The organism is Paraprevotella clara YIT 11840, from assembly GCF_000233955.1.
In the GTDB taxonomy this organism is placed as follows: domain Bacteria; phylum Bacteroidota; class Bacteroidia; order Bacteroidales; family Bacteroidaceae; genus Paraprevotella; species Paraprevotella clara.
Genome location: NZ_JH376607.1, coordinates 1 through 17763 on the forward strand (window position 1 = coordinate 1; position 17763 = coordinate 17763).

Consider the following 17763-nt stretch of genomic DNA (forward strand, 5'->3'; position numbering starts at 1 on the left):
ATAAAATATTTTGTGTAAATGTAAAATACGGAACTCATACTGAATCCCGTATTTTACATTTACACAAAATTGTAGACAGTGCCCTTTTTATTCAATACAATCAAGACTTATTTCATCACTTTTTTCACTGTGCCGCCTTGCTTGATTATATAGATACCTTTTTGCAAACCATTCAGACTGCTTCCTACCTTTACACCTCCCAAAGTATATACTTCAACCGGAGCGTTGGAAGCATCTGCACCCACACCTGTAACAGAAGAACCGTCAGATTCTACATACAACATGGGTAACACGCCATTTGCACTCGCTTCAGCATAAGCTGCAAAATTATTGTATTCCGTATCATACTGAACCCATTTACCCGTAGCCACACAAGTAATGGTAGCCTCACCGTTTTCTGCCAAATCTACAGCCCACACATGACCACTTTCGGGAACATCTGCACTTACGTTGAAAGTTGCATACTTCTCAGTAGAATACAAGTAACGCCCGTTGTTATCCATAATGGTATAACCGCCATCCGTCGCCGTAAATGTGAAAGCATTTGTTTCATTCCCCGTCAAAACAGCATCAGCCTCTCTTCCCTCCGAAGTGTAAATATAGCCATAAGTTTGTGATGCTTCTATTGCTGTGGCCAACTTCATGGCATCCCCGCCATTGTACACCCAAGCATAACGCTTACCGCTTTCAATCTTTGTAGCCTTGATGAAAGATACAGCCTCAGGTTCAGGCTCGGGTTCTTGACCTTCCAATTCGTATTCCGTCACCGACTTCAAACCACACACAGAGAAATAAGCCTCCAAAGCACCATAAAGCTTCACAGATTTGAACAAGTTACCCGGATTGTCCACCAGATTCAAGGCCGAACGCACATCCCCCGACAATTGCACAGGCACGCAGTTGGCAACATCCGTTTCATCGGCACTTGCCGCAATCAACATATTGGAAGCCACAGCACCTTCAACGGAACCAATCACAGCTTTATCCAAACTACCATCCGCAGAACCTACGATATAACCTTCAACCCATGCTTTAGCACCAGAATTATTTAAAATGAACACATCGCCGACAGTGAAAGGAACTTCCTTCGTACCTTCGCCCGACACCACCAATGAACTTCCGGACAAAGCTATCTCCACGTTCTCTTTCAAGCCACCACCCGAAATGGTCAACTTACCCTCATAATCACCTACCGCCGTGGGAGCAAACACCACATTGAAACTGGCATTAGTCGCTTCGTCTTTGGCTATGCTTGTCACCGGACATGTAAAACCATCACCAGATACAGATACGGTTAAATCATCCGTCAAATCCGTACCCTTGATTTCCACGACTTCGGTAGCGGTAAGGTCAACGCCCACTACGCCAAAGGCAACTACAGAAGGAGCCGCCACGTGCGGGTCTTGCGTCTGGCCTGCAGCCAATTTGGTCACTTCAATATCATCCAAGAAGAAACGCCCTTTGGAAGCCACGGAAGAAGCAATCGTTATCTTCGATGTGCTCGTCCCCTTGATTTGCACGGAAAACTCTTTCAAGTTGGGCGCATAAGGTTTGGCCGAATTCGTCAAACCTTCAACCTCCACCGGCTCTTGGTCATCCACTGTAACCTTCAATGTAGTGGCAGCCCCGCTCCAAGCGCAAGCCTTAAATTTCAAAGTATAAGTGGCCGTAGCATCGGACAAATCCACAGACGGGGTAGTTATACTGCCTGCTTTGCTACTGGTACCGAACTTGGCATTCCCTTCGCCTGCATAACCATTCACGCACGTCCATCCCGGAACATTCGTATAGTCATCCATCTTACCATCCATTTTGATGTCCGGATTATCCGGGTCTTTAACTCCCGTACACTTGCTGAAATCCTCGCTCAACAAGATGTCCTGCGCCATCGCTCCGCCCGCCATCATCAACAGGGCAGCCAACAGCAAACTTTTTAATGAAGTAAAACTAGTCATACGCTTATGTTTTTAATAAGTTAATAAATAAGTATGAACAAATATATGCAATATATTCCGTAACGGATAAATCCTTCCGCTAAAAAGAGTGAAAAAGGGAATAAAAAAACAAGGAAAAACACAAAGTGTAACACAAATGACGTATCACGAGCAAAAAACAAGAAAAAGGGAGATTCACATCAGCAAATCTCCCTCCCTTTTTACCTTAAAAACCAACTATACCTAACTGGAATTACCAGTCGGCCTCTCTCTCAAATCCATTTTGCGGAAAACCGTTTGGTTCCCCAAACAAACGGCCTCCGCCCTTCCCCACACTCTGCCTGCCCCCGTTACGAGCATTCATTTTTCTCACCGGAACAAAGATTTTCATCAACTGTTTGGCAGACATCGTTTTAGAAAAGACTTCATAGTACTTTTTATCCACTTCAAGCGTGTTGTACGCATCTACAATTTGCTGTGCCTTGCGGTCAAACTCCGCTTTTATGCGCTCTGCTGCTTCCTCCTCCGTCAACTCGGATTCTTTTTTCCCTCCCAAGTCTGCCGGAAATGGAGGCGTCTTACGATGTGACATCAAATCCTGCTGGTAATTTTTATAAGTAACCAGAAACTCCGAACGTGCATCTCCTTTCAGCTCCAATTCATCAGCTAATCTTTCTGCACGTTTTTCCATCATCTGTTCCCGTCGCATGTCACCCTTACGGTCTTTCCCGTCCTGCGCCATTGCTATCTCCGAACAAAGCAGACAGATCACACAAAATCCCCATAAAATAATCTTTTTCATTGTACCTTTATATAATAGTTGATTACTCTTCCTATTTATAAAGACACTTTCAAATCAGAAAGGTTTAATACATTATCTCACCGTAATGTGAAAACAGCCCTGTTTCACTTCATATTTCACATAACAAAGCTCTTGCTCCCGCAAATCACGCAACACTTCCGACAAAACCCATTTCAGCGAATCGTTTCTTACGGAACGACGTTCCGGCCCTTCGGGATGGCTAACCGTATTATAGCGATTATAACAAATGTCAAACGTTGTCCCGAAACGATGACAACTCTCTTCGGAAGCGTTGCAATTAAAACGTCTCAATCTCCGCACATCGTTCTCCGTACGCAGAACGGAAGTTACAATTAACGTATGCAACGGAATATCTTTGATAGCTAAAGAGTCCAAAAAGTTCCGGCTGATTTTTTGCAGAAGGTCACTGGCCCGAGGCACCAAATAAGGAATGGAATAAGACATCTGCTTGTCCATCGTATAATAAGGATTGCTGCCTACATAAACCAGTTCATCCTTTCTCAGTTCCGCTTCTTCCCGATCCTCCACCGGAGAAACGCCCCATTTTCGAGCCGCTACAATATGTACATCCTGCAAGTCAGGAAACGTACGTCCGAACCCGGGTACACTATAGATTTTACTCTTCAACGGCCGACCGTCCGCCTCCTTGAAAACCGGCATGGAATAAGGAGTATGCAACCCCGTTTTCCTGACGACCTCCATAGACTCCGTTTTCGAAGCAGAAACGACAGTCAGCACTGAAGAATCAAGCGGAACAGACGAAACACCAGCCGTTTCACCCACCACTGCCGGATTGGCACAGCGCACTACGCCCAACACACAGACGGTCAAGCCCGCCATTCCCAAAAATATTTCTCTCTTGAGTTTTCTCAACGTTTTCTTTATTTTGCAGCACAAAGATACGGAAAACGTGGCGAATTCAAAACTTAATGCTTAAATTTGCGGCAAAATTAAGCGAATGATAGAAAAGCATATCGTACTGGAAGACGTGGATCCTGTTGTTTTCTACGGGGTAAACAACACCAACATACAAATGATCAAGGCGCTCTATCCCAAATTGCGCATCGTGGCTCGCGGCAATATCATCAAAGTAATGGGCGACGAAGAGGAGATGTGTGCTTTTGAAGAAAACATCATGGCCATCGAACAGCACTGTGTCAAATACAACAGCCTGAAAGAGGAAGACATATTGGCCATCATCAAAGGCAAAAAGACCCCGAAAGAAAGTGCAGAAGGTGTCATTGTATACAGCGTCAACGGCAAACCTATCACCGCCCGTAGCGAGAACCAGCAAAAATTGGTCAAAGCATACGAAAACAACGATATGATTTTTGCCATCGGACCTGCCGGTTCGGGCAAGACCTACACCAGTATCGCATTAGCGGTAAGGGCTTTAAAGAACAAGGAAATACGCAAAATCATCTTAAGCCGTCCCGCCGTGGAAGCCGGTGAAAAACTGGGTTTCCTGCCGGGTGACATGAAGGACAAGATAGACCCTTACCTGCAACCGCTTTATGATGCCTTGCAGGACATGATTCCTACCATGAAGTTACAGGAAATGATGGAACAAAACGTCATCCAGATTGCTCCCTTGGCTTTCATGCGTGGCCGCACCCTCAATGACGCGGTGGTCATATTGGACGAAGCACAGAACACGACCACGGCACAAATCAAAATGTTCCTGACGCGTATGGGAATGAACACCAAGATGATTGTTACCGGAGACATGACGCAAATAGACCTTCCGTCATCCCAACGTTCAGGACTGGTCGAAGCCACTTCCATACTGAAAGGCGTGGAAGGTATCGCTTTTATAGAGATGAACAAAAAAGACATCGTGCGCCACAAACTGGTGACCCGTATCGTGGAAGCTTACGAAAAGCATGACAAGAAGGCTGCCGCCGCACGTAAGCGCAATACAGCCAAACCGGTATCCGAGGAATCATTCGTCATCACAGACTTGACAAGCTTAGGCGACAACTGACCACAAACAGAATTTCAACTTCAAAAAGAAAACAGATATGAAAGCTTTAACTCACACTGATTTTAACTTCCCGGGACAAAAAAGCGTATATCACGGAAAAGTACGCGACGTGTACAACATCAACGACGAACTGATGGTCATGGTGGCCACCGACCGTATTTCGGCATTCGACGTGATCCTGCCCAAAGGAATCCCCTTCAAAGGGCAAGTGCTGAACCAGATTGCAGCCACTTTCCTCGATGCCACGAGCGACATCGTACCCAACTGGAAGCTGGCCACTCCGGACCCGATGGTGACCGTGGGACTGAAATGCGAAGGCTTCCGCGTGGAAATGATTATCCGAGGGTATTTGACCGGCTCCGCATGGCGTGAGTATCAAAACGGTTGCCGCGAACTCTGCGGCGTGAAGTTGCCCGAAGGCATGAAAGAAAACCAGAAGTTCCCCACCCCGATCATCACTCCTACCACGAAAGCCGATGCCGGACACGATGAAAACATATCCAAGGAAGAAATCATCGCCCAAGGACTCGTGAGCAAGGAAGACTACGAACTGATGGAAAAATATACTTACGCCCTCTTCGCCCGTGGCACGGAAATGGCTGCGGAAAAGGGACTGATATTGGTGGATACCAAGTATGAGTTCGGCAAGAAAGACGGTAAAGTCTATCTCATCGACGAAATCCATACGCCCGACTCCAGCCGTTACTTCTACGCAGACGGGTATCAGGAGAAGTTTGAAAAAGGCGAACCCCAGAAGCAACTTTCCAAGGAATTCGTACGCCAATGGCTCATCGACCACAACTTCATGGGCAAGGAAGGCCAGCAAGTGCCGGAGATGACGGACGAATACGTAAACAGCGTGTCCGACCGCTATATCGAGCTGTACGAGCATATCGTGGGACAGAAGTTCAACAAGGCCGACAACCATGACGATTTGGCCGCACGTATCGAAAAGAACGTCACCGAATACTTGAACCAGAAATAAGAACCGGGGCGTGTACGAACAAGAAAAGATAAAGCCCTACAAGGACGAAGGCCATAAGCGTGAACAAGTGGAACGCATGTTCGACCGCATCGCCCATTCCTACGACCGGCTGAACCATTTCCTTTCATGGGGTATCGACAAGAGTTGGCGGCGCACGGCCGTCGACTCTTTGTCGCCCTTTCACCCCTGCCGAATCTTAGATGTCGCTACGGGGACAGGCGATTTTGCCATTTTGTCTGCCCGGAGGCTTTCTCCGCAATCCATTACGGGAGTAGACATTTCCGAAGGCATGATGCAGATAGGACGGCAAAAAGTGAAAGCGTTGCATTTGGATGGAATCATCCGCTTCCAGCATGAGGACTGTGAAGCGTTGTCTTTTGCCGACGACACGTTCGATGCCGTGACCGTAGCCTATGGCGTACGCAATTTCGAACATCTGGACCAAGGACTACGGGAAATGTGCAGGGTGCTGAAACCGAGCGGACATCTGTTAATCATTGAGCTGAGTTCTCCCCACCGTTTCCCCATGAAACAACTTTTCTCTGTTTACGCTAAAATCGTCATGCCGCTGATTGGCCGGCTGATTTCCAAGGATCATAGTGCCTACTCTTACCTACCGGCCACGATGGCCGCTTTCCCGCAGGGAGAGGTCATGCAGGGCATACTCCGGAAAGCCGGTTTCGGCGACGTGCGTTTCAAACGTTTTACTTTCGGCATCAGCACGATGTATCTTGCCACCAAATAAGCATTCACATCATGGATAAATACGGTTTAGTCGGCTATCCTTTAGGACATTCGTTCTCGCGTGACTTTTTCAATGAAAAATTCAAGAACGAAGGGATTGACGCCGAATATGTCAATTTTGAGATTCCCTCTATCGAACGCTTTCCGGAAATCATTACGGAAAACACAAATCTGTGCGGACTCAACGTAACCATCCCTTACAAAGAAAAAATCATTCCATACATGGACGAGTTGAGCGAGGAAGCCCGCCATATCGGCGCCGTCAACGTCGTACGAATCGGGATGCGGAAAGGAAAACCGTATCTGAAGGGTTTCAACTCGGATGTCATCGGATTCACCCGCTCGATAGAACCGTTATTGGAACCGATACACCGGAAAGCCTTAATATTAGGTACTGGAGGGGCTTCTAAAGCTGTCCGCTACGGACTTCACCGCTTGGGCATCGAAACCCGCTTTGTCAGCCGTAACCCGAAAGAGGATTCGCTGACATACCCACAACTCACACCGGAAATCATGGACGAATATAAAGTGATTGTAAACTGTACTCCAGTGGGGATGTATCCTCATACGGAAGAGTGTCCGGCACTCCCTTATACGGCTATCGGACGCAATCACCTGTTGTACGATTTGGTTTACAATCCGGAAGAAACCCTCTTTCTCAGAAAAGGACGGAAACAAGGGACTATCACCAAAAACGGTTTGGAGATGCTGATTCTCCAAGCATACGCCGGATGGGAATTCTGGCATAGCGAAGACTGACGATATGCACAAGGAAAAGAACAAGTTCAAACGGATTCTCTGGATCGTGCTCACCTTATTAGTACTCACACTGACGGGGAGCACGTTATACCTGCAATGGTATGCGTTGGAGGCCGGTGGCAACGAACGGGGAAAGAATCTCGAAACGTCATACGCTTTCATGTATGAGCACTACCCTTTCCTTTCGCACTGGGTAGACAGCCTGCAACGGGCAAACGCCTTGCGGGACACGTTTATCCTTTCCGAGGACGGGGCAAGGCTGCACGCCCTTTACCTTTATGCAGACACCCTGACGGCTCATACAGCCGTAGCCGTGCACGGTTATACCGACAATGCCGTGCGCATGCTGCACATCGCTTACTTATACAATCACGACCTGCATTACAACGTATTGCTCCCCGACCTCCGCTTTGCCGGACAGAGCGAAGGCGACCACATTCAAATGGGATGGAAAGACCGTCTCGACGTGTTACGCTGGATGGAAGTGGCCAACGAACTGTTTGCTCCGAAAGGTTCCCAGACTCGCATGGTGGTACACGGCATCTCCATGGGAGCGGCTACGACCGTATGCGTGAGCGGCGAACCCCAACCGCCTTTCGTGAACTGCTTTGTGGAAGACTGCGGTTATACTAGCGTGTGGGATGAATACGCAGGAGAACTGAAAAACCAGTTCGGCCTGCCCGCTTTTCCCTTGCTCCATCTGGCCAGTTGGGCTACACGCCTGCGTTACGGTTGGGATTTCCGGGAAGCCTCGCCACTGGAACAAGTAAAAAAATGCCGGCTTCCCATGTTGTTCATTCACGGTACGGAAGACACGTTCGTACCGACTTGGATGGGCGACAGCCTGTATGCCGCCAAAACGGGCATCAAAGAGATATGGCACGTAGAAGGCGCAACACATGCCGATTCTTATCTAAAATATGCTAAAGAATATACAGAAATCGTCAAAAGTTTCGTCGAACGATATAATATTCCAAAAGATATGAATAACTTGCCAAGCCAGTAAACAAAGTGTGTCATGAAGAAAGCTTTTTGTCTGTTCCTCTTATTCTTTGTATGCCGGAGCGCACGACTCCTGTATGCCGACACGTATACGGTGGACAACCTGCCTATGGTTTATTTGCAGGACAAGACCAAGCACGTGGTCAATCCCGATGGAATCCTTTCCGCACAGACCGTACAGCAAATGGACAGCCTGCTATATCGGTTGGAAACGGAGAAGGGCGTACAGTCCGTGGTAGCCGTAGTGGAACGTATCGAAGGAGGAGAATGCTATGATTTCGCCATTACACTGGGTAACAAACTCGGGGTGGGCAACCGGCAAAACACGGGTCTCATCATCTTGCTTTCCACACAAGACCGCTGTTACCAGATATTGACCGGAGAAGGGTTGGAGGGCACGCTGCCCGATGCCATCTGCCGCCGGATAGAAAACCGGCGAATGGTGCCTTACCTGAAAACAGGAGACTGGGATACCGCCATGCTGCAAACAGTGTCTGCCGTCTGTAGTGTAATCCATGGCGACGACAGTCTGCTCCACGACGGGTCGGGACAACCGACCGGCACAAAGGGATATGGCTTGATGTGGCTCGCCTTGGCCATTGTCACGGGCGGGTTCCTGATTTCCATTTATTCCAACCGCAAACGGAACACATGTCCCCGATGCGGACATAGCCCCATGCACCGCACGAATTCCCAAGTCCGGGTTGACCGGTTCCAAGGCATAGAACATCACACAGTCTATTACCGCTGCCCGAAATGCGGGCAAACCGTATCCCGTTCCCATGACGAACCGTTCGACAACGGCACCGGCTTTGGCGGTTTCCCTCCCGTGGCAGGACCGTTCCATCGCGGGTTCGGAGGCGGAGGTTTCGGAGGCGGTTTCAGCGGCGGAAGCTTCGGGGGAGGCAGTTTCGGAGGCGGAGGAGCCGGTGGCAAGTTCTGACCGACACACAGATTTCGAATCAAACACCTATTTATATATAAGGAAGACAATGAAAACAAAGAAATGGATGACCGCCGCCATAGCCATGGTGTGCATGGTTCTTTTGAACAGTTGTTCATACAACAAGATGGTAGAGAAAGACGAAGCTGTGTCTACAGCCTGGAGTAACGTGGAAACGCAATACCAACGCCGGGCCGACCTGATTCCGAACCTGGTGAGTACCGTAAAAGGCTATGCCACGCACGAAAGCAGTACGTTGGAAGCCGTGGTAGCCGCCCGTAGCAAAGCCACGCAAATCACCGTGGACCCGGCGAACCTGACCGCAGAAAAGTTGGCCGAATATCAGAAAGCCCAAGGTGCCGTAAGTTCCGCCCTCGGAAAGCTGTTGGCCGTGACGGAAAACTATCCGCAACTCCGTGCCAACGAGAATTTCTCGGAACTGCAAGCCCAGTTGGAAGGTACGGAAAACCGCATCACCGAAGCCCGTAAACGTTACAACGAGGCCGTACAAGACTACAACGTCCTGATACGCAAGTTTCCCAACAACTTATTCGCCGGGATGTTCGGATTTAGCAAAAAAGAAAAGTTCGAGGCATCCTCCGGTGCATCGGAAGCCCCGAAAGTAGAGTTTTAATGACAGACAATCATTCAAAAACATATAGTGATATGAGTAACCAACGTTACATGATGCGCGGCGTGTCGGCAGCCAAAGAGGACGTACACAACGCCATCAAGAACATCGATAAGGGTATCTTCCCGCAGGCATTCTGCAAGATTATCCCCGACATTCTGGGCGGCGACCCGGAATACTGCAACATCATGCACGCCGACGGAGCCGGCACGAAATCTTCGTTGGCCTACGCGTACTGGAAAGAAACGGGCGACTTGTCCGTATGGAAAGGCATTGCGCAAGACGCGCTCATCATGAACACGGACGATTTGCTTTGTGTGGGTGCCGTAGACAACATTTTGGTGTCGTCCACCATCGGACGCAACAAAATGCTCATCCCGGGCGAAGTCATCAGTGCCATCATCAACGGTACGGACGAACTGCTGTCCGAGATGCGCAAGATGGGCATCGGCATCTATGCCACGGGCGGCGAGACAGCCGACGTGGGCGACTTGGTGCGCACCATCATCGTGGACTCCACCGTGACATGCCGCATGAAACGTAGCGATGTCATCGACAACGCCAATATCCGTCCGGGAGATGTCATCGTGGGACTGAGCAGTTGCGGACAGGCCACCTACGAGAAGGAATACAACGGCGGTATGGGCAGCAACGGGCTGACCAGTGCACGCCACGACGTGTTTGCCAAGTATTTGGCCGAAAAATATCCCGAAACCTACGACAAGTCCGTTCCGGAAGAGTTGGTCTACAGCGGCAGTTACCGGCTGACCGACCCGGTGGAGGGTGCCCCGGTCAATGCCGGCAAGCTCGTCTTGTCCCCCACCCGTACATACGCCCCGGTGGTGAAGAAGATGCTGGACGAGATGCGTGCGGACATCCACGGCATGGTACACTGCACAGGCGGTGCGCAGACTAAGGTGCTCCACTTCGTAGGTGAGAGTTACAGGGTGGTCAAAGACAACATGTTCCCCGTGCCTCCTTTGTTCAAGGCGATTGCCAAGGAAAGCGGTACGGACTGGAGTGAAATGTACAAGGTGTTCAATATGGGGCATCGCCTCGAAGTCTACCTTGCTCCCGAGCACGCCGAACAAGTCATCGCCATCGCCAAGAGTTTCAACATCGACGCGCAAATCGTCGGACACATCGAAGAAGGACCGCGTTCGCTGACCATCAAGAGTGAATTCGGCGAATTCAACTACTAAGGAAAGGGAGCTTCATTTCCTTTTCCCTCCTGCCTTATCCGGACAAGTCCCCCGCTTGCCCGGATTTTTTTGTTCAATGCGTAAAAAATAAGATTCATTCCGTACGAAATACCGTTTACGCATTGAACGACATGTTTTTATCCCTTAATTTTGAACCATTGCGAGAACAGAGGAAAAACGCACACCTGAAAGGAACAGTTCGATAAAACATAAAAACCAACCATTATGAGAACAACTACTTTATTCACCCTTGCCACATGCCTGGCATTTACAGGCATACGCCCCATCGCGGGACAAGAACTTACGCCTCTGGATAGAACCCCGCCTACCCTGAAGAGCATGTATTATGATGTGAACGGGGACGGAAAGATGGAATATCTCGGCACAGAAAACAACAAGGAACGCTTCACTGCATGGTTTGCCTTGGACGGCACGGTGGTAGAGCGCGTGGCAAATGATGTGCTCACCATCAAGAATATCCTCGAACTGAACGGAGATGGCAAACCGGACTTCATCGCTTCCAACGGCAACGACACGAAGATGTACCTGAGCCAACCCGACGGAAGCTACAAAGCCACAAGCAGCCCATTCTTAGGCGACCAACCCACCCAAGCAGACCTCAACCGGGACGGACGCACGGACTTGGTATTCTTTAAACTGATACAAAGTTGGCCTACCCTTTACGCCCCGTATGTCTTGTTGCAGACGGTGGACGGACTCCAAGAAAAACCTCTCCCCCTCGTCACGGACGCCGCCGAGTTGGAAGGCATGGACTACAGTAGCGGAGGAAGCGGCATGTTCCGCGTGGACAACACCATATTCAGCGGCGCGTGGATTCCCGAACGCGGCACGTCATACGCCCAAGAAAGCGACCACATGCAAGCTTTGGATTTGAACTCCGACGGCTACCCCGACCTCTTCTCACCCAACGGCACGGGATTCATCTCACTGCCGGACGGACGTTACTACACAGCTTCCATGGGCACGTCGGTCACGGCCTGCGAAGTGAACGGCGATGGCCTGACGGATTACGTGCTCTTCGATGCAAACACGGGCGACGTGAACCTGATGCGCAGTACACCCACAGGGTATGAAACGGAACGCCTCACCAACAACTCCAACCTCACGGATGTGCAGGTTTGCGACTTGGACGGCGACGGCCACCAAGACCTTCTACTCACCATCGACAAGACCAAACAGACCACCTACGCCTTCATCATCTTCCTGCGCAACCAAGGCGACGGCACATTCAAAAAGTCGGAACAAGGAATGGAGGGAGAATACACCTTTCACGAGGTGGTATATCTCGACGGAAAACCGGGACTGACGGCGGTGAAAACGTTCATAAACTCCCAAGGGTACCAACAATATGACTTCTACTTATTCCAATGGGACGCGAACTTCAACCTGAACGAGACCATGCTCCTTCCGGAAGGCTACATGCTATCCAATCCGGAGAATCCGTTCGTCGCCGACTTGAACGGCGATGGGAAACTCGATTTCCTCGTTACCCCTAACACGATAGAGCATTACCTCTGCACGCCGGAAAACGCAAAACCCGCCACGGCGGGCACCCCGGAAGCCCCGACTTACGCCGTGGATGCGGCCACAGGCTTACTTCGGGTGGAATGGAAAGCCCCTTCGCAAGAACCGGGCCTTACGTATGAAGTGCGGGTGGGCACAGCACCGGGACGCGGCGACATCCTGCAAGCGCAATCCAATGCCGACGGCAGCCGCCGCTCTTTCTCGGACGGCAACGCCGGCACTGCCACCTACATGATGCTCAATGCCGGGACATGGCCGGAAGGGACTTACCACATCGCCGTGCAGGCCATCGCCCCGAACGGCATCGGCAGCGCGTGGAGCGAAGAGACCTCGTTCAAGAATCATCTGGTCAGCCCGGCCTTCACGGCTTCGGTCAACGAACTGAGTACGGCGGACACCTTGCATATCGTGCCGATTTACGCCCGTGAAGGCGCGAACTACCAATATAACCTGCAACCCGATGGACGCATCGTCTGCCAAAACACAGACGGGTCGGCCGACATCGTGTTCGAAAGTTACGGACAGAAAACCGTCACCCTCTCGCTCGACGGGCACACGTTCACGCAGGGTGTACGGGTACTCCCGTTCCATACGGAAACCGGCGAAGACGGCTACAGCGGCAGCGTGTTCGACCTCAACCAAGACGGATGGGCGGAAGGATTCACCCAAAGGTTCTACACCAACACGCAAGGCACATTTAAGGAACTGATGAAGTCGTTTAACACCGACTTGAACATCAGCCACGGCGGCTACGTGGTCGACTTCAACCGGGACGGCCTGCCCGACATCTACGGCAACTACCTGAAAGTGAACAACCAACAAAAAAGATTCCTGCTGAACGACGGCAACATGGATTTCCACGCATACGAAGGGGAGATTTGCCTCAACACGCCCAGCAATCCGATAGGAGAACACGATTACCTTACGCCCATCGGCGATATGGACAACGACGGACGGGTGGATTTTGCGAGCGGAACCCTGATGTACAAGAACACCGCAAACGGCACGTGGGAAGAGAAACGGTTGTTCGAAGGAGAGGAATATATCGAGCCTGTCGCCGTGGCCGACTTCAACCGCGACGGTTATCTGGACATCGTGGCTGCATACCGTTGGGACCGGGGCACACCCATCTATCGCCAACGGCTCTACCTGAACCAAGGCGGATGGAAGTTCGAGGCACGCGAGCTGCCCGCACAAAACAGTTCGTTAACACTTGTCGGCATCGCCGACGTGAACGGGGACGGGCGTCCCGACCTGATTTATACTGATTATCGCAAAAACATATATTATGCCTACCTCTGTGATGCGGAACTTAATTTTACGGAACGCATCACCCTGCCGGGGGAACCATCCGTGGACCTGAACCACGACGGCCTGCCCGAATATGTGTCGGTTGCAACCCGTGACAGCCTCATCTTCCAAGACAAAGACGGGAAGCTGGCCTACATGGAGAATATCGAAAACTCTGATTTGTTACTCAAACTCATCCCCGGCAATATCAGTTCGGCATCGCCTGCCGCCTCTTATCTTGACGTGGACGGCGACGGCACGCCCGACTACGATGCCAACCTCCGCATCCGTTCCTCGTTCAAGAACACCGCGCCCACCGTGCCGCAAAACGTCTACGCCAGCCAAACGACGGACGGACTGACGATATATTGGGACGGGGCTACGGACAAGGAAACACCCTCGCACAGCCTGCGCTACAACCTGAGCGTGAAGAAGAAAGGCGCATCGGGCGAAGGGGCTTATGTTATCTCACCCCTGAACCTGACCGACAACAAGGCACAGACGGGCGAACCGGGCTATGTGCATTACCGCACGGCCACGCGCTTCACCATCCCCACCACGGCCCTGGAAGCCGGACAGACGTATGAAATACAAGTGCAGGCGGTGGACGCGTGGAACGCCCACTCGGACTTCTCGCCCGTCTACGAGTACACGGCGCAGGCCGTATCGCTCCTGAGCCTACCGGGCAAAGGACGCGTGAGCTGGCCCGTCCCGTTCGAGACCACCATCTTGGGCAGTCCGCAAATCGACACCGACGGAGGCGTGATAGACGGGAACACCATCAAATGGAGCACATCCGGACTGAAGACCGTCACCCTGACCGTGGACGACATCGTGAGCCGCGCGCAAATCGAAATCCTCGACCTGCCGGGCATGGCCATCGACCTGCCACAGCAAGTCCTGGCCGGCACTCCCGTACAGGCCACCCTGCCGGAACACCTGCTCTCGTCCGAGGTCGCCTTTGAAATCCTGCGCGACGAAGGCGTAGCATTCATCCACGAAGAGGGACAGGCCGAAGCCACGTTCATCTTCCCGGAAAGGGACGGTTCCTACGACCTGAACGTGAAAGCGGCCGATGACGTGTTCGGCGAAATATACCAGAACACCCGGGTGGAAGTGACAGGCAGCGGCTTTGTGCCCGCCATCGGACAAATAGGCACCGACGAGGCTACCGGATGCAACCGTATCAGTTGGAGCATCCCCACGGAACTGCCTGCGCCCCTGCAACCGGGGACGGTACGCATCTACCGCGAGACGGCCGTGAGCGACCGTTACGAACTGTTGGGCGAAGTCCCGCTGACGGAGGGAAGCTATGTGGACGAGACCTCTACTCCGGCCTTGCTCTCGCAGCGTTACTTTATCACGATGGCCACGAACTACGGCAGCGAGAGCCGGAGCAGCGCGGTGCATGCCAACGCCCACCTGATGGTGAACCGCTCCATGGGGCACGACATCAACCTGAGCTGGACCCCATACGAAGGACGCGACGTGATGCAATACGTGATATTGAGCGGCCCGTCGCCCGACCGACTCACCGAACTGGCCGCCGTGTCCGGCCATACCCTGAGCTACACCCACGCGCGGACTTCGGACGAAGCCACATATTACGCCTTGGCCGTACGCTTCGACGTGCCACAGAAACGGGCTTCGGCGGATGATGCCCGCAACCGGTCCAACGTGGTTTGCTCTGCCGACGCCTTTGACGTCACCATGGGCCAGAGCGTGGTCATCACTTCGCAAGAGGCTGAATTGAAATTAGACCAAGAACAACCGCAACTGCACCTGCAAGCGGTCGTATTGCCGATGAGCACCACGCTCAAACGCGTACAATGGAACATCGTGGAGGGTGAAACGTTGGCCACCGTCGCACAAGACGGCACCGTAAGCCTGAAAGACAATGCCACGGGCGGCCAAGTGACGGTGGAAGCCGCAGCCACAGACGGTTCCGGCATCCGCGAGACCGTAACCCTCACCGTAGCCCCCTACACCGACATCACTCCGGTGGAGGCAGAAGAGGTACGCATCTACGCGACTGGCGGCATCATCCGCATCGAAGGCATACGCTCCGCCACGACCTTGCGCCTTTACAACCTGCAAGGCACGTTGCTCCACCAGAGCGAAGCCTCGGGCGACACGCAAATTTCCACTTCCGGCCTCCGGGGCGTCTACATCCTGCAAGCCGGACGCAAGACACAAAAACTGATGTTACGATAAACCCATGTTTCGGAAGAGAGGGGGCAGTCCGGTCTGCGGGCGTTTGCCCCCTCTCGTTTTTTATCCTCCGACCCAAGGCGTTGACAAAAAGCCTCATTCCATGTCCAAAAGCTACCATAAAGTCAGTTTTTTCTTGTTTTTCGCAAGGCTATTTTTGAAGAAAAGCACAAACGGGAGCCGTTTTCGTTAATACAAATTAAAGTTTTATAGGGATTTTAACGACAAAATACCCTTATCGGGGCTTCACCTTCAAGAGAATAATTTTTCAATCTCAAGAAGAAACACTTTTTTTCTCCGCATGTCGTGCCGACTTTCTCCGCAAAACGTCCCGGAAACGAACTGAAATCCTCCATCCGAACACCTGAAAACCGCACCGGAAAATCTATTTGGACACTCCCGACGGACAAAATCCGGCTGTCATTCCGTACACTTCCACCCTCCTCACGCTTACTCCGTCCCAAAAGCCATGCGCGGAAAACGCCGTTTGTCCGACAGGAAGAAAGCCGGAAAGCTTCTCCACATTACATTTTGTCCGACGTGGACTTCGCGAGAATCCCGCATTTCTCCCCTACCGCCACGACACGGACAAAAAACGCAGCCATGCACATCCGGAATTGTCAAATTGACAAAGTGGCACATTCCCTTCCACACCTTCACAAAAAGAGAAACATCCCCTTGGTTTTCAATTCTTTTTTGTAACTTTGCCTTGATTACTGTCAAAAGCGAGAAATATGGCAAGATTCATCAATCCCTTTACCGATGTCGGTTTTAAGCGCATCTTCGGGCAAGCCATCCACAAAGAATTGTTGATAGACTTCCTGAACGACTTGTTAGTAGGAGAAAAGCGGATAACGGACATCACATTCTTGGACAAAGAGCTGTTGCCGGACTTTTCCGGCGACCGGGGCGTCATTTATGACATATATTGTACGAATGAAGACGGTGAACAGTTCATCGTGGAAATGCAAAACCGTGAACAGACCTTTTTCCGCGAACGGGCTTTGTACTACCTCTCGCAGGCCATCGCCCGGCAAGGGGAACGGGGTGCCGAATGGAAATTCAACCTGAAAGCCGTGTATGGCATCTTCTTCATGAATTTCCACCTGTCCCACTCGCCCGGCAAATTCCGCACGGACATCGTCTTGTCCGACCGGGATACGAACGAAGTGTTCTCCGACAAGCTCCGTTTCATTTTCCTGCAGCTCCCCTGCTTCACCAAGGAAGAAGATGAATGCCAAACTGATTTTGAACGTTGGATTTATGTACTGAAAAATATGGAAACATTTCAAAGACTCCCATTCAAAGCCCGTAAATCGGTGTTTGAAAAACTGGAACAAATCGTAGACATCGCTTCGCTCAGCAAAGAGGATCGCATGAAATATGACGAAAGCATCAAGGTGTACCGCGACCACCTTGCCGTGCTCGACTTCGCCAAGCAAGAAGGATTGGAACTGGGGATGCGGCAAGGAAGAGCAGAAGGAATGGCTAAAGGAATAGCAGAAGGAATTGAACAAGGAATGGCCAAAGGCATCGAACAAGGTAAAAACGAAGGGGAAATGAATGAACGCCTTAAGAATGCACGACGCATGAAAACCAAAGGATATCCCATCGACGATATTGCCGACATCACCGGCTTGAGCACGGAAGAAATCAATTCGTTATAAAATCCTTTTCGGCTTCGTTCTCCTATTATATTGTCGCGGCCTT

The 17763-nt window shown here is 51.2% G+C and carries 13 protein-coding genes; 10 read left to right on the forward strand and 3 right to left on the reverse strand.

Translation table 11 applies throughout. From position 1 onward, the window contains the following. Window positions 1-107: 107 nt before the first annotated feature. From HMPREF9441_RS10910 to HMPREF9441_RS10920, 3 genes are all read right to left on the reverse strand, one after another. On the reverse strand, window positions 108-1955 hold the full coding sequence (locus tag HMPREF9441_RS10910) for a DUF6359 domain-containing protein (RefSeq protein WP_008621099.1): 1848 nt from the start codon (window positions 1953-1955) through the stop codon (window positions 108-110). A gap of 232 nt (window positions 1956-2187) precedes the next feature. Beyond that, the gene (locus HMPREF9441_RS10915; protein ID WP_008621100.1) at window positions 2188-2736 is read right to left on the reverse strand and encodes a hypothetical protein; all 549 of its coding nucleotides are present in this window, start codon (window positions 2734-2736) and stop codon (window positions 2188-2190) included. A 72-nt stretch (window positions 2737-2808) separates the two neighbouring features. Further along, the gene (locus HMPREF9441_RS10920) at window positions 2809-3597 is read right to left on the reverse strand and encodes a DUF5715 family protein (RefSeq protein ID WP_008621101.1); all 789 of its coding nucleotides are present in this window, start codon (window positions 3595-3597) and stop codon (window positions 2809-2811) included. A gap of 118 nt (window positions 3598-3715) precedes the next feature. Here HMPREF9441_RS10920 and HMPREF9441_RS10925 point away from each other — a divergent pair, with 118 nt between their 5' ends. The 10 genes from HMPREF9441_RS10925 to HMPREF9441_RS10975 all read left to right on the forward strand — a co-directional run bounded on the left by HMPREF9441_RS10925 (window position 3716) and on the right by HMPREF9441_RS10975 (window position 17720). Beyond that, window positions 3716-4741: a PhoH family protein gene (locus tag HMPREF9441_RS10925; protein ID WP_008621105.1), complete on the forward strand. Its 1026-nt coding sequence runs from the start codon at window positions 3716-3718 to the stop codon at window positions 4739-4741. 37 nt (window positions 4742-4778) lie between these two features. Further along, window positions 4779-5726: a phosphoribosylaminoimidazolesuccinocarboxamide synthase gene (locus HMPREF9441_RS10930; protein WP_008621112.1), complete on the forward strand. Its 948-nt coding sequence runs from the start codon at window positions 4779-4781 to the stop codon at window positions 5724-5726. A 10-nt stretch (window positions 5727-5736) separates the two neighbouring features. Next, window positions 5737-6471, forward strand: coding sequence for a bifunctional demethylmenaquinone methyltransferase/2-methoxy-6-polyprenyl-1,4-benzoquinol methylase UbiE (gene ubiE / locus HMPREF9441_RS10935; protein WP_008621113.1), 735 nt, complete (start codon window positions 5737-5739; stop codon window positions 6469-6471). Between the two features lie 11 nt (window positions 6472-6482). After that, window positions 6483-7229, forward strand: a complete 747-nt coding sequence (locus HMPREF9441_RS10940; RefSeq protein WP_008621114.1) for a shikimate dehydrogenase family protein — start codon at window positions 6483-6485, stop codon at window positions 7227-7229. Window positions 7230-7233: 4 nt separating this feature from the next. Further along, window positions 7234-8235 (forward strand): alpha/beta hydrolase, encoded by a 1002-nt coding sequence (locus HMPREF9441_RS10945; RefSeq protein ID WP_008621115.1) that lies wholly within the window; start codon window positions 7234-7236, stop codon window positions 8233-8235. 12 nt (window positions 8236-8247) lie between these two features. Further along, window positions 8248-9174, forward strand: coding sequence for a TPM domain-containing protein (locus tag HMPREF9441_RS10950; protein WP_008621116.1), 927 nt, complete (start codon window positions 8248-8250; stop codon window positions 9172-9174). Between the two features lie 67 nt (window positions 9175-9241). Further along, window positions 9242-9808 carry a LemA family protein gene (locus HMPREF9441_RS10955; RefSeq protein WP_232038518.1) on the forward strand — a complete coding sequence of 189 codons (567 nt, stop codon included), beginning with the start codon at window positions 9242-9244 and terminating at the stop codon, window positions 9806-9808. Window positions 9809-9840: 32 nt separating this feature from the next. Continuing rightward, window positions 9841-11007, forward strand: coding sequence for an AIR synthase-related protein (locus tag HMPREF9441_RS10960; protein WP_039865219.1), 1167 nt, complete (start codon window positions 9841-9843; stop codon window positions 11005-11007). 225 nt (window positions 11008-11232) lie between these two features. Beyond that, the gene (locus tag HMPREF9441_RS10965) at window positions 11233-16056 is read left to right on the forward strand and encodes an FG-GAP-like repeat-containing protein (RefSeq protein ID WP_008621122.1); all 4824 of its coding nucleotides are present in this window, start codon (window positions 11233-11235) and stop codon (window positions 16054-16056) included. Window positions 16057-16787: 731 nt separating this feature from the next. Then, window positions 16788-17720 carry an Rpn family recombination-promoting nuclease/putative transposase gene (locus tag HMPREF9441_RS10975; protein WP_008621127.1) on the forward strand — a complete coding sequence of 311 codons (933 nt, stop codon included), beginning with the start codon at window positions 16788-16790 and terminating at the stop codon, window positions 17718-17720. Window positions 17721-17763: the final 43 nt, after the last annotated feature.